16 protein-coding genes are annotated in these 16,112 nt (G+C 51.1%); 2 read left to right on the top strand and 14 right to left on the bottom strand.

From position 1 onward, the window contains the following. Position 1: 1 nt before the first annotated feature. The 12 genes from holB to yceD form a co-directional block, all read right to left on the bottom strand. Positions 2 to 1,018, bottom strand: a complete 1,017-nt coding sequence (gene holB / locus BZJ19_RS12380) for a DNA polymerase III subunit delta' (protein ID WP_235608231.1) — start codon at positions 1,016 to 1,018, stop codon at positions 2 to 4. Continuing rightward, on the bottom strand, positions 991 to 1,629 hold the full coding sequence (gene tmk / locus BZJ19_RS12385) for a dTMP kinase (RefSeq protein WP_077675861.1): 639 nt from the start codon (positions 1,627 to 1,629) through the stop codon (positions 991 to 993). The genes holB and tmk overlap by 28 nt, the downstream gene beginning before the upstream one ends. Continuing rightward, on the bottom strand, positions 1,626 to 2,642 hold the full coding sequence (gene mltG / locus BZJ19_RS12390; RefSeq protein WP_077675862.1) for an endolytic transglycosylase MltG: 1,017 nt from the start codon (positions 2,640 to 2,642) through the stop codon (positions 1,626 to 1,628). Before mltG ends, tmk begins: the two co-directional genes overlap by 4 nt. Continuing rightward, the gene (gene pabC, locus BZJ19_RS12395) at positions 2,636 to 3,463 is read right to left on the bottom strand and encodes an aminodeoxychorismate lyase (protein ID WP_077675863.1); all 828 of its coding nucleotides are present in this window, start codon (positions 3,461 to 3,463) and stop codon (positions 2,636 to 2,638) included. Before pabC ends, mltG begins: the two co-directional genes overlap by 7 nt. Before the next feature lie 94 nt (positions 3,464 to 3,557). After that, a complete protein-coding gene (fabF, locus tag BZJ19_RS12400; protein WP_069589102.1) occupies positions 3,558 to 4,796 on the bottom strand; it encodes a beta-ketoacyl-ACP synthase II in 1,239 nt (412 codons plus the stop codon). Positions 4,797 to 4,888: 92 nt separating this feature from the next. Then, complete coding sequence (acpP, locus tag BZJ19_RS12405; protein WP_002541727.1) at positions 4,889 to 5,125, bottom strand: acyl carrier protein; 237 nt, start codon at positions 5,123 to 5,125, stop codon at positions 4,889 to 4,891. A 157-nt stretch (positions 5,126 to 5,282) separates the two neighbouring features. Further along, positions 5,283 to 6,017: a 3-oxoacyl-ACP reductase FabG gene (gene fabG / locus BZJ19_RS12410; RefSeq protein WP_077455999.1), complete on the bottom strand. Its 735-nt coding sequence runs from the start codon at positions 6,015 to 6,017 to the stop codon at positions 5,283 to 5,285. A gap of 70 nt (positions 6,018 to 6,087) precedes the next feature. Further along, positions 6,088 to 7,014, bottom strand: a complete 927-nt coding sequence (gene fabD, locus BZJ19_RS12415) for an ACP S-malonyltransferase (RefSeq protein ID WP_077675864.1) — start codon at positions 7,012 to 7,014, stop codon at positions 6,088 to 6,090. A gap of 19 nt (positions 7,015 to 7,033) precedes the next feature. Beyond that, entirely contained in the window at positions 7,034 to 7,993 is a 960-nt protein-coding gene (locus tag BZJ19_RS12420; protein WP_069589098.1) for a beta-ketoacyl-ACP synthase III, read from the bottom strand. An 8-nt stretch (positions 7,994 to 8,001) separates the two neighbouring features. Beyond that, positions 8,002 to 9,024, bottom strand: a complete 1,023-nt coding sequence (gene plsX / locus BZJ19_RS12425) for a phosphate acyltransferase PlsX (protein WP_077456000.1) — start codon at positions 9,022 to 9,024, stop codon at positions 8,002 to 8,004. 9 nt (positions 9,025 to 9,033) lie between these two features. After that, complete coding sequence (gene rpmF / locus BZJ19_RS12430) at positions 9,034 to 9,204, bottom strand: 50S ribosomal protein L32 (RefSeq protein WP_069589095.1); 171 nt, start codon at positions 9,202 to 9,204, stop codon at positions 9,034 to 9,036. A gap of 5 nt (positions 9,205 to 9,209) precedes the next feature. Then, a complete protein-coding gene (yceD, locus tag BZJ19_RS12435; RefSeq protein ID WP_069589094.1) occupies positions 9,210 to 9,740 on the bottom strand; it encodes a 23S rRNA accumulation protein YceD in 531 nt (176 codons plus the stop codon). 276 nt (positions 9,741 to 10,016) lie between these two features. On the opposite strand from yceD, the gene BZJ19_RS12440 reads away from it, so the two are divergent. Next, positions 10,017 to 10,598, top strand: a complete 582-nt coding sequence (locus tag BZJ19_RS12440) for a Maf family protein (protein WP_077456001.1) — start codon at positions 10,017 to 10,019, stop codon at positions 10,596 to 10,598. A gap of 142 nt (positions 10,599 to 10,740) precedes the next feature. Here the strand turns inward: BZJ19_RS12440 and BZJ19_RS12445 are convergent, their stop codons facing one another. Beyond that, positions 10,741 to 11,463 carry an HAD-IA family hydrolase gene (locus BZJ19_RS12445; RefSeq protein ID WP_235608232.1) on the bottom strand — a complete coding sequence of 241 codons (723 nt, stop codon included), beginning with the start codon at positions 11,461 to 11,463 and terminating at the stop codon, positions 10,741 to 10,743. Positions 11,464 to 11,526: 63 nt separating this feature from the next. Next, positions 11,527 to 12,480 (bottom strand): 23S rRNA pseudouridine(955/2504/2580) synthase RluC, encoded by a 954-nt coding sequence (gene rluC / locus BZJ19_RS12450; protein ID WP_077675897.1) that lies wholly within the window; start codon positions 12,478 to 12,480, stop codon positions 11,527 to 11,529. 575 nt (positions 12,481 to 13,055) lie between these two features. On the opposite strand from rluC, the gene rne reads away from it, so the two are divergent. Further along, positions 13,056 to 15,962 carry a ribonuclease E gene (gene rne, locus BZJ19_RS12455; protein WP_077675865.1) on the top strand — a complete coding sequence of 969 codons (2,907 nt, stop codon included), beginning with the start codon at positions 13,056 to 13,058 and terminating at the stop codon, positions 15,960 to 15,962. Positions 15,963 to 16,112 lie beyond the last annotated feature (150 nt).

Raw genomic sequence — 16,112 nt, forward strand, 5'->3', positions numbered from 1 at the left:
GTTATTCTCCAATCGTTAATAACCACTGGCTAATCACAAGCTCAGTGTTTAGTCCTGAATGCTTGGTCAGTTGCCGTTGCATATGATGCAGCGCACGCAGCTGACTGTGTAATTGATGGGTTTGTAGCGCCTCAGCCACTTTTACTACCACGGGTTGGTGATGGTGATGAATGAGCGCGTTGGTCGCCCCTTGACGCCACTTCATCACATCAAGCAAAAAGTAGCTGGCCCAGTCCAATGAAGCGGGATAGTGTGAAACCAACTGGTCGAGCGTGTCAAATAGGCCCGAGCGCGTGACCAAGTAGTCCGCTAACTGAGTCACAACCGCATGGTGATGATCCAATCCCCCTGAGGCTACAAATTCTTTTGCCGCCAATGGTGCGCCACGATATAGCGCAACCGCATGATAAGGCACATCTCGCTGCAATGCTTGCTCGACCCATTGCTTGGCAACCTGCATCTCCGGCTGGGGCGCTTTCCATACGCTGCAACGGCTGATGATGGTCGCCAGTAAGGTGTCTAGCGAATCACTGAGCAAGACAAAATGACAAGCTGAGGGTGGCTCCTCAAGGGCTTTGAGCAATGCATTGGCGGCAGCTTCACCGAGCATTTCTGCCGATTCGATAATAATGAATCGTGCGCCACCCAGTTGAGACGTTTCAGTGGCTTTACGTTGGCTTTGGCGCACCGCGTCAATACTGATTTGTTTGCCGGGTTTTTCTGGCTTCAGCCAATGTACATCCGGGTGATTACCAGCTGCATACAGCTGACAACTATGGCAGTGCCCACAAGGCTGCTCTGTCTGTGTTTGGCATAAGCGTGTTTTTGCCAACAAGCTCACCAACTCGCCACGGCCACTGCCGGTTGGCGCCGCGAGTAAAAGAGCATGCGGCAAGCGTTGTTGCGTCAGTAAGTGTTGCCAGTGAGACCACATCGGTGCAAACCAGGGCAACACCTCAGGTGCTGGGATAGATAGCGTTACTGTGTCACTCATGGCGTGTTTTGTGTCGTTAGCCATTGGGTTAAAGCCTGTTCAATGCTGCGAGAAACCTTGTCGAGCGACTGTCCCGCATCGATAGTCACCACGCTCGGATCCGCCTTAGCAAGTGCTAAATAACGGGCTCGTGTCCGTTCAAAAAAGTCGAGCTGCATGGTTTCAATTCGATCCAATTCGCCACGACCGCGAGCACGCGCTAGCCCCTGACTAGGCTCAATATCCATATACAAGGTCAGCGAGGGCGAAAAGTCGCCCAATACCGTGGCTTTAAGGCTTTGCATCAGTGCTGCATCCATACCGCGGCCACCACCTTGATAGGCTTGCGAGGACATATCATGACGATCGCCGATCACCCATTGGCCATTCGCCAAAGCCGGTTTTATGACGTTCTCTACCAGCTGTACGCGCGCCGCATACAAAAGTAATAACTCGGCTTTGTCGGTAAGAGGCTCATCCGGATGACCTTGCTTAACCAAGGTACGCATTTGCTCTGCCAGCGGAGTGCCACCTGGCTCACGGGTGGTGATCACGTCATCGATGCCGTGCTGGTGTAGCACCTGCTTCACCTTTGCAATAGCCGTGCTTTTACCCGCTCCTTCGAGGCCTTCTACAACAATAAAATGGTTTTTCATTGGCTCTTTAACACTTTTAGGTAATCACGCACCGCTCGATTATGCTCGGCCAGCGTGGTAGAAAATTGATGGCCGCCTTTCCCTGTCGCGACAAAATAATAGTATTGAGTGGTGGCAGGCTGTGCCGCCGCCATCAGTGATGCCACACCCGGCATGGCGATCGGCGTTGGCGGTAGCCCTTTTATCACATAGGTATTGTAAGGCGTCGGGGTGCGCAAATCTCGCTTACGAATATTGCCATCATAGTTGTCACCCATGCCATAAATCACCGTCGGGTCGGTTTGTAAACGCATCCCCCGGCGCAGCCGATTGACAAAAACCGAAGCCACTTTGGTGCGCTCGGCATCGATCGCGGTTTCTTTCTCGATAATGGAGGCCAAGATTAACAGCTCATACGGCGAGTCGATCGGCAGGTCATCAGCCCGATTTTGCCATGCCTTATTGAGCGACGCTTGCATCGCTCGGTATGCGCGGCGCAACAAAGACAAATCCGTATCCCCCACATCGTAGACATAGGTTTCGGGGAGTAACAAGCCCTCAAGCTTGGTGTACTCAGCGCCTAACTGTTTGGCGATGTCAGCTTCATCGAGTCCCATCAATGTTTGTTCGAGATGTGGTGCCGATACCATTTGTGACTGCCACTGCGCGAAGGTGCTTCCCTCGATAAAGGTGATGGCATCTTGATATTGCTGTCCCTCACGCAAGGTGGCGAATGCCTCACTTAAGCTTTGTCCCGGACGAATTTGAAAGGTACCCGCTTGAATCCTTGTCAACTCAGGATACACCCGAGGCGCCACCTTGGCCCACACTGTCGCAGTCAGCCAGCCTTTTTCTTCAAACTGATTGATAACTTTATGATAATGCGCCCCTTTCTCAATTGTCACCAGTTGTGGTGACTCAAGGTTTAACGGTGACGCCACATAGGCTTTTGTCTGCCAAAGCGTCCAGCCTGCCAGCGCGACAAGCAGACACATGAGTAGGCTGATCAGCCCGAATATTCGCTTTTTTAGCACGCGTTTAACCTCTGCTGTAATGCGCTTGCCAGCGTATGATCAGAATACGATATGTGGTCAATATGATTCACAGGGACCACTTTCATTAGGGTATTGGTGATAAAGACTTCCTCAGCTTGATAAAGCGCATCCGGTCCTTGTTGCACCACGTGACAGTGATAGTCAGGGATGTCCTCAAGCATCGCAATAACGCGCTGACGCATCAGCCCATCCACGCCGGCATAGTGCAGAGCGGGCGTATACACATCGGCGCCTTGACGCCAAAAAAGATTCGATGCCGTGGTCTCGACAAGGTTGCCAAACAGATCGCACACCACCAGATCGTCGACGGTGGCTGAAGACAGCTTATTGCGTTGGTCAAGTTCGTGCTTGAGTAACACTTGCTCCAACCGATTCAGATGTTTCAGGCCTGCCAACGGGGAGGCACCCAACTGTCTTTCTGTGGCCGCCAACGAAATCCCGTGCTGCTGCCATTGATAGTAATGCAGAGGAAAAGCATGAAGGGTCACAATATCGGTTGGTTGCTGGCACCCTGCAGGGCTGTAGCCGCGCCCACCTTGCCCTCGCGTGATCACGATTTTGACCACCTGCTCTTGGTTTGACTGCGCACAAGCGTAAGCGACCGTTTGCTGTAGCCGTAACCAATCGACACCATCAATCGCGAGCTGTTGGCAGGTCGCCATCAATCGTTCGAAGTGCGCATCAGCCTGCTGCAGCACACCTTGAACACTCTGGCCCGTGGTAAAACAACCATCACCAAATTGCAGCCCCCGATCGGTGATCGGTACTGTTGCGCTCGGTTGTCCATTGACCCACTGCATGATGCCTCATCACTCCACAAATAAAAACGGCCCGATAAATCGGACCGTTACTATATCAAAATCTTTAATCACTTTGCGCTCAACACGCGTGCAATTAGATTTTCTTGAAGATCAAAGACCCATTGGTGCCACCAAAGCCGAATGAGTTACACAGTGCGTAATCCATTTTCACGTCACGGGCTTCATGCGGAACATAGTCCAGATCGCAACCTTCGTCGACATTTTCAAGGTTAATCGTTGGCGGTACCGCTTGGTCAATCAATGACATCGCAGTGATGATCGACTCAACGGAGCCTGCTGCGCCAAGAAGGTGTCCTGTCATCGACTTGGTCGAAGACACCAGAACACGGTCTGCTGCGTCACCCATCGCACGACGAACGGCTTTACTTTCAGCCACGTCACCCGCAGGCGTCGATGTACCATGGGCATTCACATAACCGATTTGGTCTGGCGTAATACCCGCATCGCGAATCGCCGCTTCCATCGCTAATGCAGCGCCTGAGCCGTCTTCGCTCGGTGAGGTCATGTGATAAGCATCGCCACTCATGCCGAAGCCAACCAGTTCACAGTAAATTTTCGCGCCACGCGCTTTGGCGTGTTCATACTCTTCCAGCACCATAATACCTGCACCGTCACCGAGCACGAACCCATCACGATCTTTATCCCAAGGGCGCGACGCCGCTTGAGGATCGTCATTGCGAGTTGACAGTGCTTTCGCCGCCGCAAAGCCGCCAATACCGAGCTCTGTGGAGGCTTTTTCTGCGCCACCAGCAACCATTGCGTCGGCATCACCGTACGCAATCATACGAGCAGCATGACCAATATTGTGAAGACCTGTGGTACAGGCTGTTGAAATCGAGATATTCGGGCCACGCATGCCATAGTTGATAGAAACATGACCGGCGATCATGTTCACAATGGTAGAAGGAACAAAGAAAGGACTGATTTTACGTGGGCCCTTTTCCACCAATGCACGATGGTTTTGTTCAATCAGACCAAGACCACCGATGCCAGAACCAATTGCCACACCAATACGGTGTGCATTGTTGTCATCTACAGCTAGTCCGGAGTCTTGAATGGCTTGAACACTGGCAGCAATGCCGTATTGGATGAACAAGTCCATTTTGCGTGCATCTTTCTTCGACATGTAATCTTCACAGTTGAAGTCTTTTACCATGCCGGCAAACTTAGTGGCAAAGTTGGTGGTATCGAAGTGCTCGATAGCCGAAATACCGCTTTGGCCAGCCAGCAGGGCCTTCCATGACGACTCAACTGAGTTACCCACGGGTGATAGCATACCCATGCCAGTCACAACAACACGACGCTTAGACACGATGATGTTCTCCGGAGAATATAAGTTTGGAAATTAGAATAGCTTAAAAAGAACACAGGCGGTCAAGGAGACCGCCTGGTGGGAATCAGGGATTACTCAGAAGCGCTAACTACGTAGTCGATAGCCGCTTGAACAGTGGTAATCTTTTCGGCTTCTTCATCTGGAATCTCTGTATCGAATTCCTCTTCTAGAGCCATTACTAGCTCTACGGTATCCAGAGAGTCCGCGCCTAGGTCGTCTACGAAAGAAGCTTCGTTTTTCACTTCTGCTTCGTCTACACCCAGTTGCTCAACGATGATTTTCTTTACGCGTTCTTCGATGTTGCTCATATTAATACTAGTCCTTACAAGATTCGCAGATGCGATATGTGCTGTAGTTTATTCATTAATGTGGAAGTTGCAAGACCCCCACCGCTGGTCAAACCACGATTTGGGGACAAATCAATCGGAGTTTGACGTGTGTCATTCGAGATTGCAACGTTAGAGATCAAATCATGTACATACCGCCGTTGACGTGCAATGTTTCGCCTGTGATATAGGCAGCATCGTCAGAGGCTAAGAATGCAACAGTTGCAGCAATTTCTCGAGGGTCGCCTAAACGACCAGCTGGCACTTGTGCCAGTGTTGCTGAACGCTGATCATCGTTCAGTGCTTTGGTCATATCGGTTTCGATAAAACCAGGCGCAACTGTGTTAACGGTGATCCCACGTGCAGCCACTTCTCGTGCCATGGATTTGGTAAAGCCTATCACACCCGCTTTCGCTGCAGCATAGTTTGCTTGACCCGCATTACCCATTACACCAACCACTGAGCCAATATTAATAATACGGCCACAGCGTTTTTTCATCATCGCACGTAATACCGCTTTAGATAAACGGAAAATCGACGTCAAGTTGGTGTCCATAATGTCCTGCCACTCGTCGTCTTTCATACGCATCAATAGGTTATCACGCGTGATGCCTGCATTGTTAACCAGAATGTCAACATCGCCGAATTCTTTTTTAATTGTGTCGAGCACCTCAGCGACCGACTCCGGTGAGGTGACATTCAACGCCAACCCTTTACCCTTTTCACCGAGATAGTCGCTAATCGCTGCTGCACCATTTTCGCTGGTTGCCGTACCAATCACAGTGGCACCACGCTCAGCAAGCAACTCTGCCGTTGCACGGCCGATGCCTCGGCTCGCGCCAGTCACTAGCGCTACTTTTCCGTCTAGTTTCATTCGGTTACCCTTTTAGTTGATTCTGCCGACCTCGGTCGGCAGTCACAGAATGTTATTGCCAGCTCAACGCTTACGCGTTGGCAGACGCTAAGCTCGCGCTATCGTTAACCGCCGCACTGCTTAGCGATTTATTGATGCGTTTTGTTAACCCAGTCAGCACTTTGCCCGGGCCAAACTCTAGTAACTGCTCAACGCCTTCTGCAGCCATACGCTCCACAGTTTCTGTCCAGCGAACAGGGCCATACAACTGACGTACTAAAGCGTCTTTGATCGCCGTCGGATCAGTCGGTGTTTCTACATCCGCATTATTGATCACTGGGATGTCAGGGGTATTAAAGCTCACTTGCTCAAGCGCTTGCGCTAATTTCTCCGCTGCCGGCTTCATCAACGCACAATGCGATGGAACAGACACCGGTAATGGCAGTGCACGCTTGGCGCCTGCTTCTTTACACAGTACATTGGCACGCTCAACCGCTTCTTTATTACCTGCAATCACAACTTGACCAGGCGAGTTGAAGTTAACGGGTGAAACAACTTGGTCCTGCGCGGCTTGCTCACAGGCTGCCGCAATCGCATCGTTATCCAAGCCAATAATCGCTGACATCGCCCCTACGCCTGCAGGGACGGCTTCTTGCATCAACTGACCGCGCAGCTCGACAAGCTTAACGGCTTCTTTAAAGTCCAATACACCTGCACAAACCAAGGCTGAGTACTCGCCCAAGCTATGGCCTGCAAGCAATGACGGTGTTGCACCGCCTTGTGATTGCCATACACGCCAGATAGCGACAGATGCGGTCAGCAACGCAGGCTGTGTGCGATGCGTTTCATTTAAATCCGCTTCTGGCCCTTGTTGCACAAGCGCCCACAAATCGTACCCTAAGACTTCTGACGCCTCGGCAAACGTTTGTTGCACAACGCCATATTGGTCGGCCAATTCACTCAGCATACCCACGGCTTGTGAACCTTGACCGGGAAAAATAATCGCAGTAGCAGACATAGCTGTTTTCCTATTAATTTTAAAACCTGACCAGCGCGGAACCCCACGCAAAACCACCGCCAAAGGCTTCGAGTAACACGGTTTGTCCGCGTTGAATACGCCCATCCCGTACGGCTTCATCGAGTGCGGTCGGTACGGATGCTGCCGACGTATTACCGTGGCGGTCTAACGTCAACACCACTTGATCCATCGACATCGACAGCTTCTTCGCCGTCGCTTTAATAATCCGGTAATTGGCCTGATGCGGCACCAACCAATCAATGTCTGATTTTTCGAGTTGGTTGGCGGCAAGTGTTTCGGTCACGATATTCGCCAACTGGGTCACCGCGACTTTAAATACCTCATTACCGGCCATGTACAGCCAAGCCTCATCGGCTGGTAAGGACTGACCACGCTCAGGGTATTTAAGTTTCAATAACTCACCAAATTTGCCGTCGGCTTTGAGGTGAGTGGACAAGATGCCATCATTTTCATCGGCAGAAAGCACCACGGCACCAGCACCATCACCAAATAAGATGATGGTTGAACGATCATCAGGATCACAGGTGTGTGAAAGGCGATCAGACCCCACCACTAAGGCATTTTTAGCTAGCCCATTTTTGACATATTGGTCAGCGACACTCAGCGCATACACAAAGCCAGAGCAGGCTGCGGCAATATCAAACGCCGGGCAGCCTTGAATTCCGAGCATGGCTTGCACATCACAGGCCGCCGCTGGGAAAGCGCGTTCACCACTGGTGGTCGCTACAATAATCAGATCGATGTCATGTTTATCGATGGCAGCCATGTCAATTGCTTGCACAGCAGCTTGATAAGCCATTGAGGCAACAGTATCTGTTGGCGCAGCAATACGACGTTCTTTAATACCGGTGCGAGTGACAATCCACTCATCACTAGTTTCTACCATCTGTTCAAGGTCAGCATTGGTGCGAACCTGTTCAGGCAAGTAGCTGCCTGTGCCCAAAATCTTACTATACATGAAGACTACTAATGCCTCTCGAGAAGAACTGCCTCTAAACGGTCACTTATCTTGGTTGGTATCTGCCGTTCGACCTCGTGCACCGCTTCACAAATAGCATTTTCGTAAGCGGCGATATCAGCGCGTCCGTGGCTTTTGACAACGATGCCGCGCAATCCTAGCAAACTTGCGCCGTTGTACTGGTCGGGTTTCAGCTGTTTTAGTTGATTAAAAAGATCAGAAAATAGCCATTTCGCGATCCAGCGCTTGATGGGATGCTGATTGAGATGTGTTTTTACTTGGTTAATCACCAAGCTGGCGACGCCTTCACTGGTTTTAAGCGCGACATTACCGACAAAGCCATCACAAACAATGACATCAGTTTGGCCCGTGTATATTTGATCCCCTTCTATATAGCCGGTGTAGTTCACTGCTTGGCAAGATTGCAACATATCGGCACATCGCTTTACCAAGTCGTTTCCCTTGATCTCTTCTTCACCGATATTTAATAAGCCAATACGTGGCATACGCCCGAGCTCTGCCTGGGCCAACACCGCGCCCATGACCGCAAACTGAAACAGTGTATCTGCATCGCAAGACACATTCGCGCCGAGATCTAACAACCATTTACGTTGTTGGTTTGCGCCGGGTAACGCGGTCACAAGCGCGGGGCGGTCGACGCCGGGAAGCAATTTTAGAAGGTGTTTGGAAAGTGCCATCAGTGCGCCGGTGTTTCCGGCACTGACGCAAGCGTCTGCCTCGCCATGCGCCACTTTATCTAGCGCGATACGCATGGATGTGCCAGTGCTACGGCGTAACGCCGTTGACGGGCGCATGTCGTTAGGGATCACGTCTGGGGCATGAACGATGGAAAGTCGGGAGTGATTTTGTGCGTCGCATCGAGTGAGCTGCGCGACAATTTGTGCTTGGTCGCCCACTAAAATCACATTTAGGTCCGCAAAACGAGACAATGCCTGCACGGAGGCAGGCACTGTCACTTGGGGACCGAAATCCCCGCCCATCGCATCAAGTGCAATGGTTAGCCCAGTCAAGGTTCAACCTTACTTGTTGATAACCTTGCGGCCACGGTAGAAACCATCAGCAGTCACGTTGTGACGCAGGTGAGTTTCACCACTAGATTTGTCTACTGATACTGCTTGAGTACCCAGTGCATCGTGTGAACGACGCATACCACGCTTAGAACGGGTTTTACGGTTCTTTTGTACGGCCATTGACCCTACTCCTCGTTACTTTGCTTTAAGTTTTTTAGTACGGCAAACGGATTTGGACGCTCATCAGCAAGTGGGATTTCCCCATACACCATGTTGTCAGCACTCACTTTGCAGTCAGTGTCTTCGTGCATGGCGACCTGTGGCAAGGCCACAATCAACTCGTCTTCGACGAGCTGAATCAGATCAATCTCACCGTTTTCGTCGACTAATGCCGGCTCATAAGCATCCGGTAAGTTGCCAACCTGGTCTTCATTGAAAACCGGGCTATAAACGAATTCAGTTTCATAGCGATAGGAGAACGATTCCCAACAACGCTGACACTCAAGACTTACTGTGACGGCCGCATGGCCAGACACGGTTTTTAACCCTTGGGCATCAATGTCGAAAGAAAGCGTGACCTCAGCATCACTATCAATGCTTTGGGCTGCCTCACCGAGGCGCGCCAAACGCGATTTATCTACGATGCCATCGTAGTCAAGCCGCTTTTGTGCACTGCGGAATGGATCAACCGTCAGCGGTAGCTTTACCTTCTGCATAGGGCGCGAATATTAGCCTCCAAATGCGCTGGAGTCAAAGAAAATGTTGCCTGTGCTCAGGCCCTTTGTTGTCTTCTTGGCAAAAGACACAACGAATCACGATAGTAAGAAGGCTTTCCTCTCACCGTCTTCCCATCAACGCCTTGGTTCTGGCCGAGATCTGACCATACTGCATCATGCACATCGCACGTTGACGACTTTCAGGTTAGACTGAAACATGAAGATAAACCAAGCTTTTTGTGCGCATTAAGACTCACACACATTAAAGGACATGTCATGCAACCTAAAATCGTGTTGGCATCCAGTTCCCCTTATCGACAAGCGGTATTTAAGAAACTCGCCCTACCCTTTACCGCATTTTCACCCGCTATTGATGAGAGCCGGCAAGAAAATGAGCGCCCGACTGACTTGGTCGAACGTCTCGCATTAGAGAAAGCCATGGCGGGTATGCCTTTGTATGGTGACGCGTTGATCATTGGCTCTGATCAAGTCTGTGTGATTGATGAAGAGGTGCTCGGTAAACCCGGCACACGTGAAAAGGCCATTGAGCAATTGCTGCGAGCCAGTGGCAAGCAAGTCACTTTTTATACCGGCATTGCAGTCATTAACAGTAAAACCGGCCACCATCAATCCGATGTCGAGCCCTTTCATGTCGACTTTCGCGATCTCAGTGAAGCCGAGATCACACGTTATATCGATAAAGAATTGCCGTTAGATTGCGCCGGTAGTTTCAAATGCGAAGGGTTGGGCATCGCGTTGTTTAATGCCATGCACGGCCGCGACCCCAATACCTTAATTGGACTGCCACTGATCCGCCTGCGCGAAATGCTCGAAAAAGAAGGCGTCTCGGTTATTTAACCCTGCAGAAAAGTGGCGCCTTGCCCAAATAAGTGTCTAAGGCGCCATCGCATGCCCCACAAAGCCTCTCGCATGGTCCGGAGCCCTTCATAGGCTGTGTGCTGGAGTACGGTGCCTGAAAGATCGCCGTTTTACCGGTGACTCACAGGATAAGGCTACTCAGTGAGTCAACCACAGCAATCGGCGCGTAAGCCTGCAAGGTGTTTCGGTCGTGCACTCCCCATGTCACACCAAGACGGTCGACCATCGCGTTCTCTGCCAGTTGCATATCATGATGTGTATCACCCACCATTAACGCCTGCGCTGCGCCGACACCTGTTTGTGTCAATATTTCTTCGATCATCTGCGGATCAGGCTTAGAGGCTGTTTCATCGGCACAGCGTGTCACTTCAAACAGGTCAACCGTTCCTGTTTCGGCTAACGCTCGGTCAAGCCCAGCACGTGATTTTCCAGTGGCCACGGCGAGTTTGAATCCGTTTGCCTTTAATGCTCTGAGTGTGGCCTTCACCCCAGAATAAAGCTGGCACGGGGTTGGGTTATCATGCACAAACTGTTGACGGTAATGTGCAGTCCAGTGCGGATACCATTTAGGATCCGCGTCTGGATACAACAACGAATAGCCCTTCTCTAAACTCAACCCAATCATTTGTTTGAGTTGTTCCGGCGCAAGCGTGGGTAGATGACCGGTGAGCGCAGCCGCGGCCTCTAAGCTCGAGACAATCCGTCCGATAGAGTCCATGACGGTGCCATCCCAATCAAAGATAAGCAGCGAATAGGGTCTAAGTAACGGATGCACCGAGAGTGATTGCTCACCCTCACTCATCGCCGTCATCTCTTGTACTATCACTTGTCCGCTTTCACTCATGCATGCCTCACTATTCCACTACTTATTATCGGAAATTGTCTGATAGGGACCGTCCGGTTGCGCTTATTTACCGGTTTTCTTCCGCAACCCCTCAAGCGCACGTTGTAACTTTGCTTCCATCGGCGCGTCGAGATCCATGGTCTCTTCACGGCCCGGATGCACAAAGCGAATTTTCGCCGCATGCAGGAAGAGTCGATTAAGGCCGACTTGTTTGGTATAAGCATCAAAGCGCGGATCACCATAGCGATCATCCCACGCGAGTGGATGACCCACGTACTGCGCGTGCACGCGAATCTGGTGCGTTCGTCCCGTCACTGGGCTAGCCTGCACCAGTGTTGCCTCCGCAAAACGCTCGATCACCTTAAAGCGGGTTTCCGATGGCTTACCATTGGGGTTCACACGCACAATGCTATTTACTTCATTTTTTAATAGAGGTGCCGTGACTTTACGCTGTTTCGCAGGCCACTCCCCCATCACGAGCGCGTAGTAATCTTTCCGCACTGTCTTTTCACGAAATTGTGCTTGGAGGTGCCGTAATGCCGAGCGTTTTTTCGCAATCAGCAAGATCCCAGAGGTATCACGGTCAATACGATGCACCAACTCTAAAAAACGCGCTTTAGGGCGTAACGCACGCATGGCTTCGATAGCGCCAAACTGTAGCCCACTTCCGCCGTGCACCGCAGTGCCCGATGGCTTATTCAACACCAATAGATGTTCGTCTTCATAAAGAATGCAGTTTTCTAACTCTGCCACTTTGTCTAGCTTTGTACTTGGCGCCACTTGCTCATCGCGCTCAGGAAGCCGAATAGGCGGCACGCGGATCAGATCGCCCGCTTGGAGCTTATATTCTGGTTTTATTCGTTTTTTGTTAACTCGCACCTCTCCTTTACGAAGAACGCGATAAATCATACTTTTTGGGACATTTTTCAGCTGATTTCGCAGAAAATTGTCGATACGTTGGCCGGCGATGTCATCGTCAATTTCGATAAATCGCACTTTTGATTTTTGTTCTGTCATAGCGAGTGATTGTACCTCTAAGCGACGGGACATGCACCTATCTAAACCCCGCCTTCAACGCCGCTGAATACATGGCAGCAAAGATAATCGTGCAAAAAACGCGCACATTCGTCCGCTTTTTCTACCAACCCGACACAAGCAGCGAAAGCCGATTGCTGGACTCTGGTCTGGCTGCTATAGTTGCGGCGTTAGTCAGAAAAGGGAATCACTTTTCGGCGACATAACGGGCTTGCCTGTTAAAATATCCATAATTTCGAATGCTTTTCGTGCTTTACGCAGCACTCGGCGTAAGACGTAAGCCAAAAGCACCCGTTAGTGTGTTGACACGATGGCTGTTTGCCAGTGTCAGAGATATCCGCCATGAGTTTAAACACGGCGGACGCCAACTGCATAATCCGGTGAGCCACAATAACCGTCGCAGCTGGCCGATAAAAATTTGCCCGAGCGCACCCCTGATTTTCTCCAGCCGAGAGGCTGCACCATATCAGACTTGGGGTCAGGCAACATTGGCGACTGCTCTCGTCATCAACCGCTAATAACAACGATAAATAAATGAGAACAATCTGATGAAAAGAATGTTGATTAACGCAACTCAAAAGGAAGAGTTGCGCGTCGCATTGGTTGACGGTCAACGGCTGTACGATCTTGATATCGAAAGCCCTGGCCATGAATCGAAAAAAGCTAACATCTACAAAGGACGTATCACCCGTATTGAACCTAGCCTGGAAGCGGCATTTGTTGATTACGGCGCAGAACGACACGGTTTCCTCCCGCTAAAAGAAATCGCCCGCGAATACTTCCCTTCCGGTTATACCTATCAAGGCCGTCCTAACATCAAAGATGTGGTGAAAGAAGGTCAGGAAGTGATTGTCCAAGTGGACAAAGAAGAACGCGGTAACAAAGGCGCAGCACTGACGACCTTTGTCTCTCTAGCAGGTAGCTATTTGGTCTTGATGCCAAATAACCCGCGCGCCGGTGGCATTTCGCGTCGTATCGAAGGCGAAGAACGTAACCAGCTTAAAGAGGCCATGTCAGGTCTTGAATTACCGCAAGGTATGGGCCTGATTGTGCGTACCGCTGGTGTCGGTAAATCGGCCGAAGAGTTAGAGTGGGACTTGAAAGTGCTACTCAACCACTGGCAAGCGGTTAAAGAAGCGGCATCATCCAACCCTGCCCCTTTCCTGATCCATCAAGAAAGTAACGTGATTGCACGTGCGATTCGTGACTACTTACGTCGCGATATTGGTGAGATCTTGATCGACAGCGAAAAAGTCTTCAAACGTGCGCAAGAACACATCCAGTTAATACGTCCAGACTTTGTCAGCCGTATCAAACTCTATGAAGGCGAAGTGCCGCTGTTCAGCCACTACCAAATTGAAAGCCAGATTGAGTCGGCCTTCCAACGCGAGGTTCGTCTCCCGTCAGGCGGCTCTATTGTCATTGACYCGACCGAAGCCTTGACGTCTATCGACATCAACTCGGCACGAGCCACCAAAGGCAGTGACATTGAAGAAACAGCGCTACAAACCAACCTAGAAGCCGCGGAAGAAATTGCTCGCCAGCTTCGCTTACGTGATTTGGGCGGTTTGGTGGTTATCGATTTCATCGATATGACGCCAGTGCGCCACCAACGTGAAGTGGAGAACAAACTACGTGATTCGGTTCGCATGGACCGTGCACGGGTACAAATTGGCCGTATCTCACGCTTTGGTCTATTGGAAATGTCACGCCAACGCTTGAGCCCGTCTCTCGCCGAAGCCAGCCACCATATTTGTCCACGCTGTAAAGGGACGGGTGTTATCCGTGACAACGAATCGCTTTCTTTGTCGATTCTGCGTCTCATGGAAGAAGAAGCCATGAAGGAAAACACAGCGCAAGTTCTGGGTATTGTCCCTGTGCCTGTCGCCTCTTACCTGCTTAACGAAAAGCGTCGGTCGGTACAACATATTGAGAAGTACCACAATGTCAAAGTGGTTGTGGTGCCAAACGCGGATCTGCAAACCCCACACTTCGATGTGGTGCGCATCCGTGGCGGCGAAGAAATGGCAAGCTTGTCGTACCATCTGCCAAGCCAGCTTGAGTCGCTAAAAGAAGCGGAAACGCGCGAAGAACCACAACAAGCGCGTCCGACGAAAAAGCGTGAAGAACCTGTTTTACAAGGATTTGCCGCGCCAAGCTCACCAGCGCCAACCGCAAAGCCCGCCACCGAGGCAGCACCTAAACAGCCAAGCCTGTTGGCCAAGCTGGGTAAGTTCTTGTCTGGCCTGTTTGCAAGTGACAACACTTCTGAGGCAACGCCAAGCCAAGCGAGCACGCCATCGAGCAACCGTCATTCGGGCTCATCGACGCGTCAACAACGTGGCAAACGCGATCAAGGTGGACGTAACAAGCCTCGTCAAAATCAGGCCGCGCCGCAAAAAGACGAGCAAGATGATAACGCGCAAGATCGCAACCATAACAACAAGCCGCGCCGTAATAGCAAGTCGCAAGATGAGCGTCGCGACAATAACCGTAAAGGCAAGAAAAACCGTAACGAGAAACCAAAGTCAGCCCAAGCTGACAAGGTAGAAACGGCGAAGAAACAGCCTGAGAAAGCGGACAATAACGCGGATAACAAAGCAGAAAAAACGGAGAAGGTGAAACAACGTCGCCAACGCCGTAAGCTAAACCGCAGCGTGCGTGTCAACAAAGACCAGCCCGATGCTGTAACCGCATCTGCACAACCACAAGAACCGGCGAAAGGAAAAGATCTCCAACAAGTCGGTGCCGATGTGGCGCAGCAAGCCAAACAGCAACAAACAGACAACGGCCAAAGTCAGCAAGACAAACCTGCACGTGAAGAGAAGCGCCGCAATCGTCGTTCTCCTCGTCACCTGCGTGCCAGCGGCCAACGTCGTCGTCGCCGTCCAATGGTGAAAAGCCCGATGCCACTCACCACCGGCATGGCCTCGCCAGAAATGGCAATGGGTAAAGTCTGGTCGGCCGAGCAACCTATCAAAGTAAAACAGGACCGTCGTCGCCAAGACAAACGCCAAGCCGCATCTGTGATTGCAAGCGGTGTTGCACGCCCTGAAATGGCGATGGGTAAAGTGATTGTGATGCGCACACCGAGTGTCGCCGCAACGCCAACGCCAGAGAAGAAGCCAGTCGTTGAGCCAGTGCCAACTACCCCTGTGGTTGAGGCTACGCCATCGGTAGCCGCATCACCGGCACCAGCGACCACGCCAGAACATGATCCAAATGTGGCCTTGGTGACGGAGAAAGTGATTGAGCGTGAAGCGGTTATCACAGCGCCTCAATCAACCATTCGTTATCGTCGCGCAACATCACCAATGATGAAAGCGCCTGCGCCAAACCAAGTGGTTGATCATGCGCCAGTGCGCATCGCCGCCTTTAAAGTGCCCAATGCCAACGCGAAAGCGGCTGGCAGCGCAGAAGCGCGAGCCGCGGCTCAAGCACCAGCAACCAAGCCTCAGTATTAAATCGATACTAACGCTTAAACGTGATGAGAAAGCCCCAGCAGCGCTGGGGCTTTTTTTTCAATAAAACCATTAACTATCGGGGAAAAGTGATAAAAATGCGCCGATCCACACGCTTCTYGACCAACTTGCTTGTCAAAGCAAAAAAAGGAA

Source organism: Salinivibrio proteolyticus, assembly GCF_001996165.1.
Taxonomy (GTDB): Bacteria; Pseudomonadota; Gammaproteobacteria; order Enterobacterales; family Vibrionaceae; genus Salinivibrio; species Salinivibrio proteolyticus.